The following is a 20,812-nucleotide window of genomic DNA, read 5'->3' on the forward strand; positions in this document are numbered from 1 at the left end:
CCAGACCAGGCCGTCACCGACGGCCGAGGTGCTGCATCGATGCGGCACCGTGACCAGAGAGGAAACACTCTGATGAGAACGACCACCACACGCGGCACGGCCCGGTGGGCCCGTGTCGGCGCGCTGGCGACGTCGTTGGCGCTCGCAGGAACGGCGGCCGTCACGTCCGTCGCTTCCGCATCGACGGAGCAGGCCGTGCAGACCGCGGCCACCGTCGAGACGGGTGACTCCGCGATCAACGGCTACCGCAGCGTCGGCTACTTCGCCCAGTGGGGGGTGTACGGCCGCGACTTCCAGATCCCGGACCTGCACACCTCCGGCTCGGCCGACAAGCTCACGCACATCAACTACTCGTTCGCGAACATCCACCCGACGACGGGTAAGTGCTTCATCGCGAACAAGGCCGTCACCGAGGGCCCGAACGGCGCCGACGGCGCGGGCGACGCCTGGGCCGACTACGGGATGACGTACACGGCGGCCAACTCGGTCTCCGGTGTCGCCGACACGTGGGACCAGCCGCTCGCAGGCTCCTTCAACCAGCTCAAGCAGCTGAAGGAGAAGCACCCGCAGATCCGCCCGATGATCTCGATCGGTGGCTGGACCTTCTCGAAGTACTTCTCGAAGGTGGCCGCGACCGACCAGGGTCGCAAGACGCTCGTCTCCTCCTGCATCGACGTCTACCTCAAGGGCAACCTGCCCGTCATCGACGGTCGTGGGGGCCCGGGGGCCGCAGCCGGGATCTTCGACGGCATCGACATCGACTGGGAGTGGCCCGGGACCAACAACGGTCTCGAGGGCAACATCGTCGACGAGGCCAACGACAAGGAGAACTACCGTCTCCTTCTCAAGGAGTTCCGCGAGCAGCTCGACGCCTACGGGGCCGAGACCGGCAAGGACTACCTCCTGTCGGCCTACCTCCCGGCGAACCAGGAGGACATCGAGGCCGGTGGCTGGAACGACCCGCGCATCTGGAACTACCTCGACTACGGGAACCTGCAGGGCTACGACCTGCACGGTGCCTGGGACCCGGACCTGACGGGCCACCAGGGCAACGTCTACAAGGACCCGAACGACCCGCGTGAGCCGAGCCGTCAGTTCAACATCGACGAGTCGCTCTCGCTGTACCTCGACGCGGGCATCGACCCGGCGCAGATCGGTCTCGGCCTCGCGATGTTCGGCCGCGGCTGGAAGGGCGCCGACCAGGCGGAGCCGTGGGGCACCGCGACGGGTGCCGGACCGGGCACCTGGGAGCCTGGCAACGAGGACTACGACAAGCTGAAGAACCTCGGCCAGGGCTACTACGACCCCGAGACGATCTCCTCGTGGCGCTACGACGGCAACCAGTGGTGGTCGTTCGACGACACCAAGTCGATCACCGCGAAGGCCGACTACATCCGTTCCAAGGGCCTCGGTGGCGGCATGTGGTGGGACCTCTCGGGCAACCGCGACGGCTCGCTGATCGACACGCTGTTCTCGAAGCTCGGGACCGGCGCGGCCGGCCCGGTCGTCGGCGGCGGCACCGTTCCCGACCCGGACCCGACCACGGATCCCACGACGGACCCGACCACGGATCCCACGACGGACCCGACGACGACCCCGACCACGCCCGGTGACTGCACCGTGGCGGCCTGGGACTCCTCGAAGGCCTACTCGGGTGGTGCCGCGGTCTCGTACAACGGCAAGAAGTACACGGCCAAGTGGTGGACCCAGGGCGACGTTCCCGGATCCGCCGGAGCCCCGTGGGCCGAGGCCGGCTCGTGCGGGACGTCGACTCCGACGACCACCCCCACCACGACCCCGACGGCCACGCCGACGACGACTCCGACGACGACCCCGACGACGACCCCGACCACGTGTGCCGCTGCGTGGGACGCGTCGAAGGTCTACACCGGTGGACAGAAGGTCACCGTCAACGGCGTCCAGTACGAGGCCAAGTGGTGGAACACGAACGACAAGCCGGGTGCCAGCACCTGGGGTCCGTGGAAGGAGCTCGGCGCTTGCTGACGAAGTTCGTGCGCAGGGCGCTCCCGGTTCTCGCAGTGGTGGCTCTCGCCGCCGGCTGCTCCGGGGACGGGCCTGCTCCGGCCGCCGAGTCCGAGAGCGTCGAGGCCGACGGCCAGGTGCAGGTGGGGTCTTTCAACATCGAGCCCGCCGAGTACTGGTCGGTCACCCCGGGTGACCCCGGGGTGACGACGGTCCGTGTGGGCGGTTGCCCGGACGAGGACGCGTGCCCGGAGTTCCAGATTCTCGAGCGTGATGCGATCGAGGAGGTCGACGTCTCGCAGCCCTACGTCCCGGAGGGTGCGACCTGCCCGGGGTCGGAGGGCCTGTCGGCGACGGCCACGGACTCCGTGGAGTCCTCGGACGCCACGGTGGCGGGGTCCTCGGCGACGCTGATGGTCGTGCAGCTCTCCTGCGTCGACGACGCGGGGGACGAGGTCCGCACGGCCGAGCAGCGCCAGTGGTTCACGGAGGAGGCCCCCAAGGTTCTCGTCGTCGACCGCTGGGCGTTCGAGGGGCTCGACGAGCGCCTGGCGTCTGCGACGGTCGCGTCGAAGGCGTAGTCCGGACGGTACGACGACGGCGGGTCCGGGGCTTTCGCTCCGGGCCCGCCGTTGGCATGCTGGAGTGATGAGGCACCCGCTCCTGTCGATCACCGTCGCCGTGCTGAGCGTCGCCGTCCTGACGTCGTGCGCGACGGACACGCCCGCCGGGTCCGACCCGGCGACCTCCGGCGCGGACACGTCCACGCCCGATCCGTCGACGACCCCCTCGGGCGAGACGTCGACCCCGCAGGTGCCGGTGGTCGACGCGGAGGCGACGGACATCCCTCTGCTGCCGGGGGTCTACGGCACCGGCTATCCGGCGGGGGTCGAGGCCGGCCAGGAGATGCGGGCGGCGGGCGGCACGGGCGTGGCGCGGACCTCGGAGCCCGGACTCGTCCACGTCTTCACGGCCGGCTCGAGCTCCTGCCCGCCGGTCGTCGAGTCGACGGCGGTGGCCGAGGACGACGGGTCCTTGTTCGTCGCGAAGGTCGAGATCCCGCCCGCGACCCCGTGCACGATGGACTTCCGGCCGTTCACGAGCGTCGTCGCGCTCCCGTCCGGGGTGGACCCCGAGGCGGCCCTCACGTTCCACGTCGCCACGGCATCCGGTTCGGACGAGTTCGTCACCGTCGAGTTGCCGGTGGACGCCGGACCTGGTGACGTGGCATGGGCGGCCGGATGAAGGGTCCGTGCCCGCCCGGTCGACCGTAGTCCCGTCGAACGAACCCCGATCATGAAGGAGAGCATCATGCCCGTACGCTCCGCACAGACCTCGTGGAAGGGAACCCTCGAGGAGGGTTCCGGCACCGTCGCGCTGACCAGCTCCCAGCTCGGCACGTACGACGTGTCGTTCCCGCGTCGCTCGGCCGACGACGCCGAGGGCGTGACGAGCCCGGAGGAGCTGATCGCCGCGGCGCACTCGACGTGCTTCGCGATGCAGTTCTCCGCACTTCTGGGCGCGGCGGGGGCCACCGGCATCTCGCTGGACGTCGCCGCGGACGTCTCGCTCGGCCCGGACCCGGCGGGCGGGTTCCGGATCCCCTCGATCGCGCTGCGCGTCCGTGGTGAGGCGAGCGGCATCGACTCCGACCAGTTCCGCTCGATCGCCGACGAGGCGAAGGCGACGTGCCCGGTCTCCAAGGCGCTCGCCGGCCCGGAGATCACGCTGGAGATCACCTACGGCGTCTGACGCACGAGGCAGGCTCGCAGCAGGACCCGCACCCCGGAGGGTGCGGGTCCTGCTGCGTCGGGGGAGCCCTGCCGGTCCGGCGGACTACGCGGGCAGCAGCGGCGGCGTCTGAGCACCGGCACCGTCGCGGATCCCCTCCACGGCCTCCCGGAGCGTCGAGCGTGCGTCGTGCTCGGGAGCCCAGCGCAGCAGCTCGCGCGCGAGGGTCGTGTCGAGGACGGGGGAGTCGAACAGCGTCGCGAGCCACCGCGGGTCGACGGGGGCCACGCCCAGGCGTGACGCCGCACCGAGCGCCTGGCGGGCCTGCGTGTCGGTGATGGTGCGCATCTGCCCGTTGGAGACGACGTCGGCGAAGTCCTGCCCGGAGAGCACGTCCGCCGCCGCGAGGTTGAACGCCCCCGGCTGCCGCTGGATCACGACCTTGCGGTAGGCCTCGCCGAGGTCGTCGGCGTGGATCACCTGGATGCGCAGGCCGTCGGGCCACAGCACGGTCGGGACGGTGCCGTCCTTGCGGAGGGGGCGCGACGGAAGGCTCCCGACGACGTCGCGGACCAGCTGCCCGGCGACCCGGCGGTGCAGGACGATGGGCGTGCGCATCGACGTCACGATGGTGTCGCTGTTCTGGGAGAGGGCGACGAGCAGCCGCTCGACCCGCGCGGTCGTCGTCATGGGGCGGTCGGCCGCCGCGGCCGCGCCCGTCGTCGTGTTGATCCGTGCCCACGGGGCGCTCGCGGTCTCGTCCCCGCCGCGGACGGGCCAGGACTCGGTCCGTGGGGAGTCGTCGTCGCTCGGGGAGTACGCGCCCGTGCAGGAGGCCGCGACCACGTGCCGCACGTGCGCCTGGGCGGCGGCGTCGAAGACCCGCTGGGCGACGAGGAGGTCTGTGTCCCGGCGGACCCGGCTGCCGACGTCGGCGCGGGGCGTGCGGGCGACATGAATCACGGTGTCGGCGCCGGCGAGGACGTCGGCGAGCCGGTCCGTGACCGTCGGGCCGTGGCCCGGGCGGGGGTCCCGGGCGGCGAGGTCGAGGCGCACCCACTGCGCCGCGTCGTGCGGGAACTCGACGGTGCTCGCGCCCTCCGTGCGCGGGACCCGGCGTGCGATCCCGACGAGCTGGGTCACCACTGGCTCGTTCGCGAGGGCGGCGAGCACCGCGGTTCCGACGTTTCCACTGGCTCCGACGACGACGACGTGCACGGCCGACTCCTTCTCCGTAGGTGTCTCGACGCTAGCCCGCGGAGCCGTCCTCTGCTCGTCCAACGGCGCCGGTGATGCCTGCCAGGGTCGACCTCGGCGGGTCGGGGAGCTCGGGGAGCAGCACGGACATGCTCGCGACGAGCAGCGACTCGACGTCGTCGCGCGTCAGACGGCCTGCTGCGCTCCCGCCGTCGTGGGTGAGCCACGTCGCGGTGAGGTTCTCGGCGAGCGCCACCCATCCGCGCGCGAGGGCGGCGAGACGGGGCGTGGGGGTGAAGCCGATGGAGGTGGCCGAGAGGCTCATGCGCCCCACGAGCGACTCGCGCACGGCGGTGAGCATCTCGTCGGTGTCGACGTCGACGAGGGCGCCGCCCCACAGGTCCCGCCAGATCGCCTCGTGCTCGGCCACGGCGTCGAGGTAGGCGTGGGCGATCCGCGTGGGGCGCTCGGCAGGGGGCACGGACTCCGGTGCGCGCAGCGCCGCGTCGAGCTCCTCGATCGCGATGCGCGCCACGGCGCCGTGCAGTCCGTGCGCCGAGCCGAAGTAGTGGAAGACGAGGGCCTTGGAGCGGCCCGCGCGCTGGGCGACGGTCGCCGCGGTGACCGCCCGGAGACCGTTCTCGTCGGCGTCGGCGACGGCGGCGGCAAGGAGCTCGCGACGGCGGTCGTCCGGTCCGCGGCGGGCGGGCGTGGCCTGGGTCATGCGACTGGTCTACCAGACGTGTTGACCCGAGGTCAATAGTGGTCGTACCGTTGTTGACTCAAGGTCAACACAGGAGGACGGATGCAGATCACGCTCGACCACGTGCGGGTCGACGGTCGACGCGAGCCCATGCTCGAGACGATCGACCTGACCCTCGCGACAGGCAGCGTCGTCCTCGTGGCCGCCGAGCCCGGGCACGGCCACACCGCGCTCGCCCTCGTCGCGACCGGGCGACTGCGCCCCGACGAGGGCACGGTCACGTTCCAGTCCGAGGACCTCGTCTCCGCCGACCCGGCCGACCTGCGCGACGCCTCCGCCGTCGTCGACGCGAGCGGGATCAGCGAGCCCGACGACGCGCTGACCGTCGCGGACGTCGTCGCCGAGGGGCTGTCGCTGGCCGGGCGCAGGTCCTGGCCCGTGGACGTCACCCGGTGGCTCGCCGAGACCATGCCCGGTCTCGACCGCCGCTCGCGGGTCGACGCACTGCTCGGCACCGACCGGACCGCCCTGATGACGGCGCTCGCGGTGACCGACCCGCGTGTCCGCGTCCTCGTGGTGGTCGCCCCGGACCGGCACGGCGGCAACCCGGCCGGCTGGTGGGACCTCGCCGTCAGGTACGCCGAGGCCGGGTACGGCGTGCTCGTGACGGCCGCCCGCTCGTCGGTGCGCCTCCTCGGCCACCACCTCGAGTCCGCGCGCGACGACGACGCCTGGCACGCCCCGCCCGTCGTCGTCGCGACCGAGACTCCGACCCCGTCCGTCTCGAACACCCCTGCGGAGGACCTCGCGTGAGCGCGTTCCGACTGTCCGTCTCCGAGCTGCGCCGACTCACCTCCGGGCGCATGCCACGTCTCGCGATCCTCGCGATGGCGCTGATCCCGACCCTGTACGCCGGGCTGTACCTGTGGGCGAACCACGACCCGTACGACCGGCTGGACGAGATCCCGGCAGCGCTCGTCGTCCAGGACGAGGGCGCGACCACGACGGATGCGAGCACCGGGGAGACCACGACCGCGAACTACGGCGACGACGTCGCCGACCAGCTCGTGGAGGACGGCGGCTTCACGTGGGTCGAGACCGACGAGGCGGACGCCGAGTCGGGCGTGCGGACGGGCCGCTACGACGCCGCGCTCGTCGTCGGGCCGGAGTTCTCGGCCGACCTCGTCTCGAGCGGGGAGTTCGAGCCGCACCAGGCGAGCCTGCGCCTGGTCACCAACGACGCCAACAACTATCTCGCCACCACGATCGCGGAGACGATCGTGGGAGAGGTGCGCGACGCGATCGCCGCGGAGGTCGGGACCGAGGCCGCCACCGAGTTCCTCGACGGCTTCGACGAGATCCACACCAACCTGGCCGACGCCGTCGACGGCGCCGGTGACCTGCAGGACGGCGCGGCCGACCTGGACGACGGCGCCCACGACCTCGCGGACGGCGCCACGGACCTCAGTGCCGGTGCGGGGACGGCCGCCGACGGCGCGGCCACCCTCGCCGACGGCGCGCAGCAGCTCTCCGCCGGGACGGGTGACCTCGTCGCGGGAGCGGACGACCTCGCCGCGGGCACGGGCACGCTCGCCACCGGGGCGCAGTCGCTCTCGTCCGGCGCATCGGACCTGTCGGCCGGCCTCGAGGACCTGCGCGGCGCGACGGCGGACCTGCCCGACCAGGCGCAGGCGCTCGCCGACGGTGCACAGCAGGTCGCGGACGGCAACGCCGAGGTCGCAGGCTATGGCGACCAGGCCGCCGCGGCTGCCACCGACGTCGTCGACAGCCTCGACGCCTGGCGGGACGACGTCGAGCAGACGCTCGTCGACCAGGGCGTGCCGCAGGACGAGATCGACACGATCCTCGCGACGCTCGACGAGGGCCGGGCGCCCGTCGAGGACGCGGCCGAGAAGGTTCAGGGCGCGGCCGGGCAGCTCGACGACCTCGCCGACGGGGCCGCACAGGTCTCGGACGGTGCGACGTCGCTCGCCGCGGGCGCCGACGACCTCCGGGCCGGGGTGGCGACCGCCGCGGACGGTGGCGCCGACCTCGCCGACGGCGCCGCGGACCTGGCCGACGGTGCCGCGACCGCCGCCGACGGTGCCGGAGACCTCGACGACGGCGCGCAGCAGCTCGACTCCGCGGCCGGGGCGCTCGCCGTCGGTGCCTCGGACCTTGCCGACGGCACCGCCGACCTCGATGCCGGGGCGCAGACCCTCGCCGCCGGTACCGGCTCCCTCGCTGCGGGTGCCGGAGATCTGCTCACCGGCACGGGGGACCTGCACGACGGGCTCGCCGACGGCCTCGACGACGTCCCCGACCTCGACGACGAGACCCGCACGGAGACGGCCGAGACCATCGGCGACCCGGTCGCGGTGGACGCGGACTCGCTCTCGAGCGCCGGGACGTACGGCGCGGGGCTCGCACCGTTCTTCCTTAGCCTGGCGACCTGGATCGGCGCCTACGTGCTGTTCCTGCTCGTCCGCCCGCTCTCGACCCGGGCGCTCGCCTCGGGCCGCTCGGCGCTCGGGGCCGCGCTCGGCGGGTGGCTCACGCCGTTCCTGCTCGGCGTCGTCCAGGTGGTCGCGATGCTCGCCGTGACGTTCTTCGCCCTGCACATCGACATCGCCCACGGTCTGGGGACCGTGCTGTTCATGATCCTGGTCTCGGCGACGTACGTCGCGATCGTCCAGACGCTCAACGTCTACCTCGGGGCGGCCGGGCAGTTCCTCGGGCTCGTGCTGATGCTCGTCCAGCTGGTGACCGCCGGCGGGACGTTCCCCTGGCAGACGATCCCCGAGCCGCTGCGCTCCCTGCACCAGCTGCTGCCCATGACCTACGCCGTCGAGGGGCTGCGCCAGCTCATGTACGGCGGGAGCGCCTCCACCGTCGCGCGCGACGTCGCGGTCCTCGCCGGGTTCCTGGTGGTCGCCCTCGCCGCGACGACCTATGCGGCCGTGCGCCAGCGGATGTGGACGATCACGCGGCTCGAGCCCGAGCTCGTCCTCTGACGGCGCGCCGCCCGACGGCGAGCCACCTCCCGGACAGGGGGTGACCTCGCCGTCGGGTGGTGCGACAATCCAGGCGTGCCTGACAGTCGAGCCGCCACCGCGACCGCCGCGACCCCGCAGCCTGCGGAGTCGCCCGAGCAGCGCGTCGAGGAGGCGAGACGCGAGGCCGAGAAGGCCGCGGACGAGGCCCGCGAGGCGCTCGCCGTCGCCCTGCGCGCGGTGACCACCGCCGACGTCGACATCACCGTGCGACGTCGTGCCGAGTACTCGACCGACGCCTCCAACTACCGCGTGGTGCCCGACGCGGTCGCGTTCCCCCGCGGGGTCGACGACGTCGTGGCGCTCGCGGACATGGCCCGCGAGGTCAGGGTGCCGCTGACCCTGCGCGGCGGCGGGACCTCCATCGCCGGGAACTCGATCGGCGAGGGCCTCGTCCTCGACACGTCCCGGCACATGAACGCCGTGCTCTCGATCGACGCCGAGGAGCGGGTCGCACGCGTCGAGCCGGGTGTGGTGATGTCCACGCTCCAGAAGGCGGCGGCACCGCACGGTCTGCGGTTCGGTCCGGACCCCTCGACGCAGAACCGCGCGACGCTCGGCGGGATGATCGGCAACAACGCCTGCGGCCCCCACGCGGTGGCGTACGGGCGGACGGCGGACAACGTCCGCGAGCTCGACGTCGTCGACGGGCGCGGGCGCAGGTTCGTCGCAGGACGCGGGGACGCCACCTTCGCCGCGGTGCCGGGCCTCGCCGACCTCGTCCGGGACAACCTCGCCCTGATCCGCACCGAGTTCGGTCGGTTCGGGCGCCAGGTCTCGGGCTACTCCCTGGAGCACCTGCTGCCGGAGAACGGCTCGGACCTCGCACGGTTCCTCGTCGGCACCGAGGGCACGCTCGTGACCCTGCTCGAGGCCACGGTCGAGCTCGTGCCGATGCCGAGCAAGCCGACGCTCGTCGTCCTGGCGTACGAGGACATGCCGGCGGCCGCCGACGACGTCCCCGCGCTGCTGCCGCTCGGGCCGCTCGCGATCGAGGGGCTCGACGCCCGGCTCGTCGACGTCGTCCGGCACCACAAGGGCGACGCCGCCGTGCCGCCGCTGCCCCCGGGCGCCGGGTGGCTGATGGTCGAGGTGGGCGGCGAGACGCCGGAGGAGGCCCTGGCCAACGCCGAGGCCGTCGTGGCCGCCTCGGCGAGCCCGGCGACCGCGATCTACCCGGCCGGGCCCGAGGCGACGTCGATGTGGCAGATCCGGGCGGACGGTGCGGGCCTGGCCGGCCGCACGCCCGCGGGCGAGCAGGCGTGGCCCGGCTGGGAGGACTCGGCGGTCCCCCCGGAGAAGCTGGGCGACTACCTGCGGGACCTCGACGCGCTGATGGAGCGCTACGGCGTCGACGGCCTGCCGTACGGGCACTTCGGCGACGGCTGCATCCACCTGCGCATCGACATCCCGCTCGAGGAGAACGGCTCCGTCCTGCGGACCTTCATCACCGACGCCGCGATGCTCGTCGCGAAGTACGGCGGGTCGCTGTCGGGCGAGCACGGCGACGGACGCGCCCGGTCCGAGCTGCTCCCGCTGATGTACTCCGCGGAGGCCCTGGCGCTGATGGCCGAGGTCAAGGCGCTGTTCGACCCCCAGAACCTGCTCAACCCGGGCGTGATCGTCGACCCGCGCGGGATGGACGAGGACCTGCGACGCCCGATGGCGTCCCCGCTGCCGTCGCCCGTCACCCGTGACGTCAAGGGCATCGCGCAGACCGCCGGGTACACGGGCTTCTCGTTCGCGCACGACCACCACGACATGTCGACGGCGGTCCACCGCTGCGTCGGCGTCGGCAAGTGCCGCGCGGACAACGCCGCGTCCGGCGGGTTCATGTGCCCGAGCTACCAGGCCACGAAGGACGAGAAGGACGTCACCCGGGGCCGTGCGCGCGTCCTGCAGGAGGCGATGAACGGCACGCTCGTCGGCGGGCTCGCCGCGCCCGAGGTCAAGGACTCGCTCGACCTCTGCCTGAGCTGCAAGGCGTGCTCCTCGGACTGCCCGGCCGGCGTCGACATCGCCCAGTACAAGTCCGAGTCGCTGCACCGCACCTACAAGGGCCGGCTGCGTCCTGTCGACCACTACACGCTCGGCTGGCTCCCACGCTGGGCGCGCCTGGCCGGCGGGATGTCGCGGTTCGCCAACAGAATGTTGTCGATCCGTCCCCTCGCCAAGACCGTCCTGTGGGCCGGAGGCATGGACACGCGCCGCAGCATCCCGCGGTTCGCCGAGACGCCGTTCCGCACGTGGTGGCGTCGCGGTGGTGCGTCGAGCGGTGTGCCGGGGCTCGCGCCCGGACAGGTCCCCGGGCGTCCTGCCGCCGCGGAGGAGCGCCCCCGGGTGGTGCTCTGGACCGACTCGTTCTCGGACTCGTTCGACCCCGGCGTGCCGCAGGCCGCGCTCGAGGTGCTCCGTGCCGCCGGGTACGACGTGATCGTTCCCGACCAGGACGTCTGCTGCGGGCTGACGTGGATCAGCACCGGCCAGCTCGACGGCGCGCGCAAGCGCCTCTCGACGCTCCTGTCGGTGCTCGGCCCGTACGCCGTCAACGGCATCCCGATCGTCGGGCTCGAGCCGTCCTGCACCGCCGTCCTGCGCTCGGACCTGCAGGACCTCTTCCCGGACGACCCGCGGGCGCACGCCGTCGGCGAGGCCACGCACACGCTCGCCCAGCTGCTGACCGGCCCGGCGACCGCGCCGCGCCCCGAGGCCGGCTGGACGATCCCCGACCTCTCGGACGTGACCGCCGTCGTGCAGCCGCACTGCCACCAGCACGCGGTGATGGGCTTCCGCGCCGAGGAGGCGCTGCTGCGCGACGCCGGGGCCACCATCCAGACGTTGTCCGGCTGCTGCGGCCTGGCCGGGAACTTCGGCATGCAGAAGGGCCACTACGAGGTCTCGGTGGCCGTCGCGGAGAACTCGCTCCTGCCCGCGCTGCGCGACGCCCCCGCGGGGTCGGTCTACCTCGCGGACGGGTTCAGCTGCCGCACCCAGGCCGACGACCTCGCCGGCGTGCAGGGAACGAGCCTCGCGCAGCTGCTCGCCGACCGGCTCTGACGCGTCCGTGACAGGCTGACGCCGTGGAGTTCGAGGAGGTCGTGCGCCGGCGCCGGATGGTGCGGCGCTACACCGACGAGCGCGTCGACCCGGCTGCCGTCGACCGGATGCTGCGTCACGCCGTCCGGGCCCCGAGCGCCGGCTTCACGCAGGGCTGGTCGTTCCTCGTCCTGGACACCGCCGACGACGTCGCGCGCTTCTGGGACGTGACCTCACCCGGGACGGGCGAGCCGTCGTCGTGGGCGCGTGGCATGCGGACCGCACCGGTGGTGATCGTGGTCCTCGCCTCCAAGGACGCCTACCTGGACCGGTACGCCGAGCCCGACAAGGGCTGGGACGACCGCGCCGAGCAGCGGTGGAGCGCCCCCTACTGGCACGTCGACGCCGGGATGGCCGCCCTGCTGATCCTGCAGACCGCCGTCGACGAAGGCCTCGGCGCCTGCTTCTTCGGCGTCCCGCCCGCGCAGGTCCCCGCGTTCCGCGAGGCCTTCGGCGTGCCCGAGACGTACGCACCCACCGGTGCCGTCACCGTCGGACACCCGGACCCCACCGGGACGGCGCGCGGATCGGTGGCGCGGCGCTCGCGGAAGCCGTGGGACGACGTCGTGCACCGCGGGCGCTGGGGTGGCAGGACGGAAGACGGCGCGGACGGCGGCGCGTAGCATCCGCCGCATGGCTATCTTCGCGTTCTCCGTCGCCCCGCTCGGCGCGGGCGAGTCCGTCACCGGCCCCGTGAGCGAGGCCGTCCGCATCGTCCGCGAGTCGGGCCTGCCCAACCGCACCACCTCGATGTTCACCGAGATCGAGGGGTCGTGGGACGAGGTGATGCCCGTGATCCAGCGGGCGACCGAGGCCGCCGGCGCGGAGGGCCACCGGGTCTCGCTCGTGATCAAGGCCGACATCCGTCCGGGCCGTACGGGCGAGCTCGACGGCAAGGTCGAGCGCGTCGAGCGACGGCTCGCCGACGAGTCCTGACGGCCCCGTGCCCGGCCCGTGACCCACGTCGAGCGCGCGGCATCGGGGCGTCACGGGCCGATTGCGAGAGTTTCACGGCGTCTGCGCGGTATGTGCTACTACGGGTATTCGGTCTTCACAGAAGTGCCACGTAGAGTAGGCGCGCAGAGCCCGTGACGAGGGGTCCGCCACCACCGTGGAGGAGATGGGATGCCGCTGTTCGAGGTCGATCCGGACCGTGCTGTGCTGGTCGCGCAGCAGCAGGACGGGGCCAACCTCGCCACCACCGCGCAGCGTGTGGTGGACGGGCAGATCGACTCCCTCCTCGGCGAGCAGATCTTCCCCGTCTCGGAGCGGCGTACCGAGCACGAGCCGTACATGCTGGCCATCGACGCCGCCGGCTCCCCGGTGGTCATCGAGGTCGTCGCGAGCCTCGACGAGCACGTCCTGACCCGGGCCATGCGGTTCGCCGGTGCCGCCGGCCGGCTCACCCGCGCCCAGCTCGCCAACCGCTACAGCCGCGGCCCCGAGGCCTTCGAGCGGGATCTCCAGCGGTTCCGCGACGACCTCCCCTTCGGTGCCGTCGCCGACCCGACCCCGGGGGCCGGTGCCCGGCTCGTCGTCATCTGCTCGGCCGCCCGCGAGGATGTCCTCGACGCCGTCGACTTCCTCCGCAAGCCCGGCGCACGGGCGTCCGTGCTCCGCGCGTCGGTCGTGACCTCCGACGACGGTCGCCGGTTCGTCGACGTCTCGCCCCTGGTGACCGAGCACCTGCGCGCGGCCGAGCCGGTGCAGCGCACGATCGAGGAGCCCGAGGCTCCCCTCCAGGTCGTCACCCCCGAGCCGGAGGCCCCGCGACCGGTCACGTCGAGCCGTCCGACGGGGACGCGTCGGTCCGGTGCATCCCCGACGCGTGCAGCAGAGCCAGCAGCCCCTGCCCCCGCCCCCGCGCCTTCGCCCGAGCCGTCGCCCGAGCCGGTTGCGCAGGCTGCGCCGGTCGCACCGCCCACGAGCCGACCGTTGACCCGTGCCGAGCGTCGGGCACGGGCTGCCGCCGAGGCATCGGCGAGCACGCCGGATCCCGAGCCCACCCGCACGCGCACCGAGACGCGGTCCCAGACCCCGTCCCGGTCCGAGCAACCCGAGCCGCCCGCGCGACCCGCGCCGCCCGAGCCGACGGCCTCCCCGTCGGTCGTCTCCCGCCGCGTGCCCGACTCGCCCCCCACCCGTCGGAGCCAGCGCACCCGCACGCCCGAGCCCGAGCCTCAGCCGCTGCCGCGCGAGGAGTACGTCCCGTACGAGCCGCCGGCGGACTACGACTTCTACCGCGCCGACGCGCTCGCCGACCCGCTGACCTCGAGGACGGTGCCGTCGACCTACGACACCCCGACGAGCCGCTCATACGACGCACCGACGGTGCCGGCGTACGAGCCGCCGTCGGCCCCCTCCTACGAGGCCCCCGCGACGCCGTCGTACGCTCGCCCGGACCCGGACCCGGCGCCGGCGCCGTCGGTCACGCCGACGCTCGACCCGGACGTCGACGAGGTCGACCCGGACCTGATCGCGCTCGCCCAGAACATCGGCTTCTCGGCTGGCCTGATCTGGGTACGTCCCCGCCGCGGTCAGCGCTTCGAGGCGGTGCTCCACGTCGACGGCCAGATCGAGTTGATGGACGGCTCCTGCTACTCGAACCCGGACGCCGCAGCGATGGCCGCCTCGGGTGCCTCGACCGCGGACGGTTGGAGCGTCTGGCGCTTCGGCGACGGTGGGCCGTCGCTCATGGACGAGTTCCGCCTCCGCTTCAGCTAGCGCCAGCCGTACGCCGCGCTCCAGCGCGTGATCTCCTCGTAGAACGTCGCTCGGGCGGCCGGCATCGAGAGCGCGAGGTCGTGGACCCCGCCCGGAACCCGGACCAGCGTGACCACCCGGCCGAGGTTGGGCGCGCGGTGCGCGAGCGCGTCGACGTCGAGGACGATGTCCGCCGACCGCATGTCCTCGCTCCAGCGCGGGCTGATCAGGCTCTGCCCGGCGATCAGCACGACGATCGGGACGTCGATGTGGAGGCCGCGGGCGACCCGGGCCTGGCCGTCGATGATCGCGTTGAGCCACCCACCGCGCACGGGGAACGTCGGAGTCGGGCGCCAGCGCAGGTCGTAGTCCCAGGACCCGCCGGTGCTGACGTGCATGGTCCGGCCGAAGTACCCGGGGTCGATGTTCGGGAGCGGGGCTCGTGGCTGGAAGCGTGCGATCTGGCGAATCGCCGGGGTCGAGACGGTGCGGACCACGGACGAGCCCTGCATCTCGATCCAAGGGGAGTTCAGGACGATGCCGCTCACCACGCCCGGGCGTCGCTCCGCCCAGAGGACGCCGGTGAGCCCGCCGGTGGAGTGGGCGACGAGCATCACGGAGGCGTGCCGCCCGAGCTCTGCCCGGATCACCGCGAACGCGGCGTCGAGGTCGTCGTCGTACGTCTCGAGGTTCTCGACGTACCCCGGGGTGTTCCCCGGCCGGAGGCTGCGGCCGTACTTGCGCAGGTCCAGGGCGTAGAACGCGACGCCCTGGCCGTGCCAGTACTCCGCAAGGCCGGTCTGGAAGAAGTAGTCCGACCACCCGTGCAGGTACAGCACGGCACGTGCCGGTCGGACGGGCTCGTCGGTCTTGGGCCGGTACCGCACCAGGGTCGCGACGACGTCCCCCTCGTCGTCGGTGCCCAGGTCCAACGTGAGGCGCTGGTAGTCGGGGCCGAGGAGGTCGGTCACCCACCCCTCGTCGGAGGTGGGGAAGACCTCGTCGGTGCTTCCCGCCACCCCGGTGCCGACGACGACGTTGTCGCTCATGGCGTCGCCGGTGTCACGACGACCTTGCCGAAGTGGTCGCCGGAGACGACGCGCGCGACGCCGTCGCGTGCGCGGTCGAGGGGGACGGTCGAGTCGATGGTCGGGCGGACGCCGGTACGCACGAGGAAGCGCAGGAGCGCCGCGAGGTCGTCCCGCGTGCCCATCGTGACGCCGTGGATGCGCAGGTCCTGGAAGAACACCCGCGTCAGCTCGGCCGGCTCCGGGTCGCCCGAGGTGAGCCCGGCGACCGTGATGACGCCGCCCGCGCGCACCGAGGACACCGAGTGCTTCCACGTCGCGCGGCCGACGGACTCGACGACGGCGTCGACGCGGGTCGGGAGGCGTTCCCCGGGCTCGAGCGCCGCGAACGCGCCCAGGGAGAGTGCTCGCTCGCGCTTCTCGGCGCTGCGGGAGGTCGCGTAGACCTCGAGCCCAGCGGCCGCACCGAGGATGATCGCGGCACTGGTCAGGCCGCCGCCCGCCCCCTGGACGAGCACCCGGTCACCGGGCGAGAGCTCGCCGGCACCGAAGAGCATCCGGTAGGCGGTGAGCCACGCCGTGGGCAGGCAGGCGGCTTCCTCAAAGCTGAGCTCGGGCGGCTTGGGGATCAGGTTGGCCGTCGGCACGGAGACGCGCTCCGCGAGCGTCCCGGGGTACTTCTCGCTCAGCAGGGTCCGCGGTTCACGAGGACCGACGCCGTGGCCGTCCTGGCCGACGACGCCGTGCACGACGACGTCGGTACCGTCCGGCGCGACGCCCGCGGCGTCGGTGCCGAGCACCATGGGCAGAGCCTTCTCTGGGAGTCCGACACCGCGCAGCGCCCAGACGTCGTGGTGGTTGATGCTGGCGGCCCGGACCTCCACCGTGGACCAGTTCTCCCGGTCGACGGGGTCGGGGCGCTCACCCACGTCCAGGGCTGAGGCGGGGTCGTTCGGGTCGAGGCGTGCGGCGTAGGCGGCGAGCATGCCTCCACGGTAGACGCGTCGGCGCCCTCGTGGCGTGTCAGAGCAGCGGGAGCAGACGTCCGAGGTCAGGGACGCCGCCCGCGGTGAAGGTGGGGCGCAGTGCTCGGGCGAGGTCGTCGACGTCGTACGGCCGTCGCCCGGCGGCGAGCCGGATCCACAGGCGGGGGTCCTCGACCTCGATGTGCCAGCCGCCGCGCGCCACGACGATCTTCAGCAGCTCGTCCGCCGCGAGGTCGACGGCTTCGCGGTTCAGGGGGTCCCCGGCGATGTACGGCAGGGAGCGGGCGAGGTCGTCTCCGTGGACGACGAGCTCGAGGAGCCGGGAGATCACCATGTCGCGCAGGCTGATGGGTCCGCGGCGGGCCTGGACGATCTCGTTCCCGGCGAGCGCGTCGACCTGGGCGAGCGCGCGGTCGCCCTTGGCGCGGATGCCGGCGAGGCGGTCGGCCCGGATCTCGCCGTCGAGCTCGCGGGTCACCGCGGTGATCTCGTCGGCGCGGCCGGGGTAGGTGCCCAGGTACTCGGCGAGGCTGAGCGGCACGGTGCCCGCCGGGACGGTGTCCGCGACGGCGAGCGCGTCCATCGCGCGACCGAGGTGGCTGACGAGCTCGCCGATGGTCCACCCGTCGACCTGGCTCGCGGTCGCGTAGGCGTCGTCGTCGAGGTCGGCGTCCTCGAGCCATTCCACGAGGCTGTCCCACTGGGTGCGCAGGATGCCCTCGGCCGTGGCGAGGTCGGTCATCGGTCCTCCCTCAGCGTGGCGCGGTCCGCGAGGAACGCGGAGACGGCGGCACCGACCTCGTCGGACTCGACGAGGAAGCCGTCGTGGCCGAAGTCGGAGTGGATGACGTGCAGCGGGAGCGCGCCGGGGATCCCGGCGACGATCCGCTCGGAGTGCGCGGGAGGGAAGAGCCGGTCGGAGTCGACCGTGATGACGAGCGCCTCGGCGGTGATCGTGCTCAGCGCCTGCTCGACGCCGCCGCGGTCACGGCCGAGGTCGTGGGTCAGCATGGACTCGGTGAGCCGGACGTAGCTGTTGGCGTCGAACCGATGGGCGATCTTCTCGCCGTGGTGCTCCAGGTAGGACTGCACCGCGAAGCGCCCGTCGGTCAGCGGGTCCTCCCCGCCCTGGGGGATGCGGCCGAACCGCGTGTCGAGCTCGAGCGCCGTGCGGTACGTGGTGTGCGCGATCGACCGGGCGATCGAGAGACCCACGTGTGGACCGGCGCCGTCGGGTGCGTCGTAGTAGTCGCCGCCGCGGAACGCCGGGTCGGCGCGGATCGCGGCGAGCTGGGAGTGCGCCCAGGCGATCTGGTCGCCGGTGGTCTGGGCACAGGTGACGATCGGGACGATCGAGTCGACGGAGATCCCGGCCTCGGGGCCGAGCACCGCCCACTCCAGGACGCGGTGCCCTCCCATCGAGGCCCCGACGACGGCGTGCCAGGAGGTGATCCCGAGCGTCCGGGCGAGCTCGATCTCGACGGCGACCTGGTCACGGGGCGTGACGCGGGGGAACCGGCTGCCCCAGGGCTTGCCGTCGGGGGCGAGCGAGGCCGGGCCGGTGGTGCCCTGACAGCCGCCGAGCACGTTGGGCGCGACCACGAAGTAGCGGTCGGTGTCGACCGGGGCGCCGGGGCCGACCATCGCCTCCCACCAGCCGGGGGTGAGGTGGCCGGGACCGGCGTCACCGGTGACGTGCGAGTCCCCGGTCAGGGCGTGCAGGAGCAGGACGGCGTTGGAGCCGTCCTCGTTCAGCTCGCCCCAGGTCTCGTACGCGACCCGGACACCGGGGAGCCGGGCGCCGGACTCGAGGTCGAACGTGCCGACGTCGGCGAACCTGCGGTCGCCGACGGGATCGTTCTCGCGCCAGGCGGCGGTGACGGGGGCCGGCCCGCGCGCAGCGCGACGTCCGGCGGCCTGCCGGGCCGTCGGGTTGCGTCGGTTCTCTGCGTCGTTCACTGGGTCCCATCGTACGGGGAGGGTCGCGGGCATGTCGGCGGGGCTCGTCATCGGTCCGAGGTCGGACCCGCCCCGCGCCGGGTCCCGGCGCGGGGCGAGCGGTCCGTCAGGCGGTGGCCGCCGTCACGGCCCGGGCGGCGGCGAACCCGAGCTCGAGGTCCGCGAGGATGTCCTCGACGTTCTCGATCCCCACGGACAGGCGCACCAGCCCCGGAGTGATGCCCGAGACGGCGCGCTCGTCCTCGTTCAGCTGGCTGTGCGTCGTCGACGCGGGGTGGATGACGAGCGAGCGCACGTCGCCGATGTTCGCGACGTTCGAGTGCAGCTCGAGCGCCGAGACGAACGCCTGCCCGGCCTCGCTGCCGCCCGCCAGGTCGAACGCCAGGACCGCGCCCGCTCCGCGGGGGAGGTACTTCTGCGCCGTCGCGTACGCGGGGCTGGAGGGGAGCCCGGCGTAGCGCACCAGGTTGACGTCGTCGCGGGCGTCGAGCCACTCGGCGACCTTCTGCGCATTGGCGACGTGGCGCTCCATGCGCAGCGACAGGGTCTCGATGCCCTGGGCGATGAGGAACGCGTTGAACGGCGAGATCGCCGTGCCGAGGTCGCGCAGCAGCTGCACGCGGGCCTTGAGGACGTAGGCCAGGTTGGCGCCGAGGATCCCGTCCACGCCCAGGTCGCGTGCGTAGACGATGCCGTTGTACGACGGGTCCGGCGTGTTGAACCCGACGAACCGCTCGGGGCTCGCGCCGAAGTCGAAGTTCCCGGAGTCGACGATCACGCCGCCGATCGCGGTGCCGTGGCCGCCGAGGAACTTGGTGGCGGAGTGGATGACGATGTCGGCACCGTGCTCGAACGGCCGGACGAGGTACGGGGTCGCGACGGTGTTGTCCACGAGCAGGGGCACGCCGTTCTCGTGCGCGACGCCCGCGACGAGCTCGATGTCGAGGACGTCCGCCTTGGGGTTGGGGATGGACTCGGCGAAGAACGCCTTGGTCTCGGGCCGGACGGCGTCGCGCCACTCCTGGGCGTTCGAGGCGTCCTCGACGAACGTCGTGGTGATCCCGAGCTTGCTGAGCGTGTGGCGCAGCAGGTTGTAGGTGCCGCCGTAGAGGGATCCGGAGGCGACCACGTGGTCGCCCGCCTCGGCGAGGTTGAGGATCGCGAGCGTCGTGGCCGCCTGGCCGGCCGAGACGAGGAGGGCTCCGACGCCGCCCTCGAGGTCGGCGATCCTGGCCTCGACGACGTCGGTGGTCGGGTTGCCGATGCGGGTGTAGATCGGGTTCAGGTCCTTGAGCGCGAACCGGTCCGCGGCGGCCTGGGCGTCCGGGAAGACGAACGACGTCGTCTGGAAGATCGGCAGGGCGCGGGCGCCCGTCGTGGGGTCAGGGGTCTGGCCCGCGTGGATCTGGCGGGTCTCGAAGTGTGCGGTCATGAGCTTCTCCTGCGAGTGGGGGCGGCGTGCCGGGCGGGTCCTGCCGGAGCGCACGTGCCCCTACGGCCGGGACCGGCGTCGGCTCAGAGGTGCCGGACGCGGGCAGGCGAACGTGCGCTGGGGCTAGCGGCAGCACATTCGGCGGGTCATGGGGTCGACGCTAGGTCAACGTCTCGCAGTGCGAAAGGCTGATTTCACGATGTGGACAGCGGGTCTCCACAACGACGACGACCCCCGTCCTGCTCGGTGCAGGGCGGGGGTCGTCGGGGCCCGACGGCGTCGGGCAGGCAGATCAGTGGTGGTAGCCGGAGTCCTTCGCGCGCTGGAACGAGCGCTCGATCTCGACCTGGGCCTCGTCGCGGCCGACCCAGTGCGCGCCCTCGACGCTCTTGCCGGGCTCCAGGTCCTTGTAGACCTCGAAGAAGTGCTGGATCTCGAGACGGTGGAAGTCGGACACGTCGTCGATGTCCTGACGCCACGCGGCCCGCTGGTCGGCGGTCGGCACGCAGAGCACCTTGTCGTCGCCGCCGGCCTCGTCGCGCATGCGGAACATGCCGAGCGCGCGGCACTTGATCAGGCAGCCGGGGAACGTCGGCTCCTCGAGCAGCACCAGGGCGTCCAGCGGGTCGCCGTCCTCGCCGAGGGTGCCCTCGATGAAGCCGTAGTCGTCGGGGTAGCGCGTCGAGGTGAAGAGCATCCGGTCAAGACGAATCCGACCGGTCTCGTGATCAACCTCGTACTTGTTGCGCTGACCCTTCGGGATCTCGATCGTGACGTCGAACTCCACTGTTCCTCCAGTCGGTCCCACCGGTGCGCTCCAGGCCCCGTGCAGGTCATGTGCGTGGTGCGGAGGATTCGTCCCCGGACCACGTCGGTGTGTGCTGGACTAGTGTGACACGCGTACTGCACCATCATGCGAGAACGGGCGCCACGGTGCGCCG

19 protein-coding genes are annotated in these 20,812 nt (G+C 72.8%); 11 read left to right on the forward strand and 8 right to left on the reverse strand.

All coding sequences use genetic code 11. The annotated features are described in order from the left end of the window. Positions 1–72: 72 nt before the first annotated feature. The 4 genes from Q343_RS0106945 to Q343_RS0106960 all read left to right on the forward strand — a co-directional run bounded on the left by Q343_RS0106945 (position 73) and on the right by Q343_RS0106960 (position 3,735). Entirely contained in the window at positions 73–2,004 is a 1,932-nt protein-coding gene (locus tag Q343_RS0106945; protein ID WP_081829685.1) for a glycosyl hydrolase family 18 protein, read from the forward strand. Then, a complete protein-coding gene (locus tag Q343_RS0106950; RefSeq protein WP_043109743.1) occupies positions 1,998–2,564 on the forward strand; it encodes a hypothetical protein in 567 nt (188 codons plus the stop codon). The genes Q343_RS0106945 and Q343_RS0106950 overlap by 7 nt, the downstream gene beginning before the upstream one ends. A gap of 67 nt (positions 2,565–2,631) precedes the next feature. Further along, positions 2,632–3,228 (forward strand): hypothetical protein, encoded by a 597-nt coding sequence (locus Q343_RS13905; RefSeq protein WP_043109745.1) that lies wholly within the window; start codon positions 2,632–2,634, stop codon positions 3,226–3,228. 66 nt (positions 3,229–3,294) lie between these two features. Next, positions 3,295–3,735, forward strand: a complete 441-nt coding sequence (locus Q343_RS0106960) for an OsmC family peroxiredoxin (RefSeq protein ID WP_029252870.1) — start codon at positions 3,295–3,297, stop codon at positions 3,733–3,735. An 84-nt stretch (positions 3,736–3,819) separates the two neighbouring features. On the opposite strand, the gene Q343_RS0106965 is transcribed toward Q343_RS0106960, so the two are convergent. Then, positions 3,820–4,932: an NAD-dependent epimerase/dehydratase family protein gene (locus tag Q343_RS0106965; RefSeq protein ID WP_029252871.1), complete on the reverse strand. Its 1,113-nt coding sequence runs from the start codon at positions 4,930–4,932 to the stop codon at positions 3,820–3,822. 31 nt (positions 4,933–4,963) lie between these two features. Further along, entirely contained in the window at positions 4,964–5,635 is a 672-nt protein-coding gene (locus Q343_RS0106970; protein ID WP_029252872.1) for a TetR/AcrR family transcriptional regulator, read from the reverse strand. A gap of 81 nt (positions 5,636–5,716) precedes the next feature. Between Q343_RS0106970 and Q343_RS13910 the strand changes: the two genes are divergently transcribed. From Q343_RS13910 to Q343_RS14490, 6 genes are all read left to right on the forward strand, one after another. Continuing rightward, a complete protein-coding gene (locus tag Q343_RS13910) occupies positions 5,717–6,427 on the forward strand; it encodes an ABC transporter ATP-binding protein (protein ID WP_155990668.1) in 711 nt (236 codons plus the stop codon). Beyond that, a complete protein-coding gene (locus Q343_RS0106980; protein ID WP_029252873.1) occupies positions 6,424–8,628 on the forward strand; it encodes a YhgE/Pip domain-containing protein in 2,205 nt (734 codons plus the stop codon). Before Q343_RS13910 ends, Q343_RS0106980 begins: the two co-directional genes overlap by 4 nt. Positions 8,629–8,838: 210 nt before the next feature. After that, a complete protein-coding gene (locus tag Q343_RS0106990; RefSeq protein ID WP_029253246.1) occupies positions 8,839–11,724 on the forward strand; it encodes an FAD-binding and (Fe-S)-binding domain-containing protein in 2,886 nt (961 codons plus the stop codon). A 23-nt stretch (positions 11,725–11,747) separates the two neighbouring features. Continuing rightward, on the forward strand, positions 11,748–12,386 hold the full coding sequence (locus tag Q343_RS0106995) for a nitroreductase family protein (RefSeq protein ID WP_052366970.1): 639 nt from the start codon (positions 11,748–11,750) through the stop codon (positions 12,384–12,386). A gap of 10 nt (positions 12,387–12,396) precedes the next feature. Further along, on the forward strand, positions 12,397–12,699 hold the full coding sequence (locus tag Q343_RS0107000; RefSeq protein ID WP_029252875.1) for a thiamine-binding protein: 303 nt from the start codon (positions 12,397–12,399) through the stop codon (positions 12,697–12,699). 189 nt (positions 12,700–12,888) lie between these two features. Beyond that, positions 12,889–14,487: a restriction system modified-DNA reader domain-containing protein gene (locus Q343_RS14490; protein ID WP_029252876.1), complete on the forward strand. Its 1,599-nt coding sequence runs from the start codon at positions 12,889–12,891 to the stop codon at positions 14,485–14,487. On the opposite strand, the gene Q343_RS0107010 is transcribed toward Q343_RS14490, so the two are convergent. The 5 genes from Q343_RS0107010 to Q343_RS0107030 all read right to left on the reverse strand — a co-directional run bounded on the left by Q343_RS0107010 (position 14,484) and on the right by Q343_RS0107030 (position 19,871). Further along, positions 14,484–15,515, reverse strand: a complete 1,032-nt coding sequence (locus Q343_RS0107010) for an alpha/beta hydrolase (protein WP_081829688.1) — start codon at positions 15,513–15,515, stop codon at positions 14,484–14,486. The two genes, Q343_RS14490 and Q343_RS0107010, sit on opposite strands and share 4 nt — an antisense overlap. After that, the gene (locus tag Q343_RS0107015; protein ID WP_029252878.1) at positions 15,512–16,480 is read right to left on the reverse strand and encodes a zinc-binding dehydrogenase; all 969 of its coding nucleotides are present in this window, start codon (positions 16,478–16,480) and stop codon (positions 15,512–15,514) included. Before Q343_RS0107015 ends, Q343_RS0107010 begins: the two co-directional genes overlap by 4 nt. Before the next feature lie 37 nt (positions 16,481–16,517). Next, positions 16,518–17,222: a maleylpyruvate isomerase N-terminal domain-containing protein gene (locus tag Q343_RS0107020; protein WP_029252879.1), complete on the reverse strand. Its 705-nt coding sequence runs from the start codon at positions 17,220–17,222 to the stop codon at positions 16,518–16,520. Then, positions 17,219–18,439 (reverse strand): homoserine O-acetyltransferase MetX, encoded by a 1,221-nt coding sequence (gene metX, locus Q343_RS0107025; protein ID WP_248616769.1) that lies wholly within the window; start codon positions 18,437–18,439, stop codon positions 17,219–17,221. The genes Q343_RS0107020 and metX overlap by 4 nt, the downstream gene beginning before the upstream one ends. 106 nt (positions 18,440–18,545) lie before the next feature. Then, complete coding sequence (locus Q343_RS0107030; RefSeq protein WP_029252881.1) at positions 18,546–19,871, reverse strand: bifunctional o-acetylhomoserine/o-acetylserine sulfhydrylase; 1,326 nt, start codon at positions 19,869–19,871, stop codon at positions 18,546–18,548. Between Q343_RS0107030 and Q343_RS15690 the strand changes: the two genes are divergently transcribed. Then, on the forward strand, positions 19,870–19,998 hold the full coding sequence (locus Q343_RS15690; protein ID WP_282706018.1) for a hypothetical protein: 129 nt from the start codon (positions 19,870–19,872) through the stop codon (positions 19,996–19,998). The genes Q343_RS0107030 and Q343_RS15690 overlap by 2 nt on opposite strands. Positions 19,999–20,163: 165 nt before the next feature. Here the strand turns inward: Q343_RS15690 and Q343_RS0107035 are convergent, their stop codons facing one another. Further along, positions 20,164–20,658 (reverse strand): inorganic diphosphatase, encoded by a 495-nt coding sequence (locus Q343_RS0107035; RefSeq protein ID WP_029252882.1) that lies wholly within the window; start codon positions 20,656–20,658, stop codon positions 20,164–20,166. Between the last annotated feature and the right edge of the window lie 154 nt (positions 20,659–20,812).

The organism is Paraoerskovia marina DSM 21750 (genome assembly GCF_000701465.1).
In the GTDB taxonomy this organism is placed as follows: Bacteria; Actinomycetota; Actinomycetes; order Actinomycetales; family Cellulomonadaceae; genus Paraoerskovia; species Paraoerskovia marina.

What these genes read in the sequence shown, in the direction of transcription:
- Q343_RS0106945 (WP_081829685.1), top strand. Translation starts at nt 73, where the DNA reads ATGAGAACGACCACCACACGCGGCACGGCCCGGTGGGCCCGTGTCGGC.
- Q343_RS13905 (WP_043109745.1), top strand. Translation starts at nt 2,632, where the DNA reads ATGAGGCACCCGCTCCTGTCGATCACCGTCGCCGTGCTGAGCGTCGCC.
- Q343_RS0106960 (WP_029252870.1), top strand. Translation starts at nt 3,295, where the DNA reads ATGCCCGTACGCTCCGCACAGACCTCGTGGAAGGGAACCCTCGAGGAG.
- Q343_RS0106970 (WP_029252872.1), bottom strand. Translation starts at nt 5,635, where the DNA reads ATGACCCAGGCCACGCCCGCCCGCCGCGGACCGGACGACCGCCGTCGC.
- Q343_RS13910 (WP_155990668.1), top strand. Translation starts at nt 5,717, where the DNA reads ATGCAGATCACGCTCGACCACGTGCGGGTCGACGGTCGACGCGAGCCC.
- Q343_RS0107000 (WP_029252875.1), top strand. Translation starts at nt 12,397, where the DNA reads ATGGCTATCTTCGCGTTCTCCGTCGCCCCGCTCGGCGCGGGCGAGTCC.
- Q343_RS14490 (WP_029252876.1), top strand. Translation starts at nt 12,889, where the DNA reads ATGCCGCTGTTCGAGGTCGATCCGGACCGTGCTGTGCTGGTCGCGCAG.
- Q343_RS0107010 (WP_081829688.1), bottom strand. Translation starts at nt 15,515, where the DNA reads ATGAGCGACAACGTCGTCGTCGGCACCGGGGTGGCGGGAAGCACCGAC.
- Q343_RS0107015 (WP_029252878.1), bottom strand. Translation starts at nt 16,480, where the DNA reads ATGCTCGCCGCCTACGCCGCACGCCTCGACCCGAACGACCCCGCCTCA.
- Q343_RS0107020 (WP_029252879.1), bottom strand. Translation starts at nt 17,222, where the DNA reads ATGACCGACCTCGCCACGGCCGAGGGCATCCTGCGCACCCAGTGGGAC.
- Q343_RS15690 (WP_282706018.1), top strand. Translation starts at nt 19,870, where the DNA reads ATGAGCTTCTCCTGCGAGTGGGGGCGGCGTGCCGGGCGGGTCCTGCCG.
- Q343_RS0107030 (WP_029252881.1), bottom strand. Translation starts at nt 19,871, where the DNA reads ATGACCGCACACTTCGAGACCCGCCAGATCCACGCGGGCCAGACCCCT.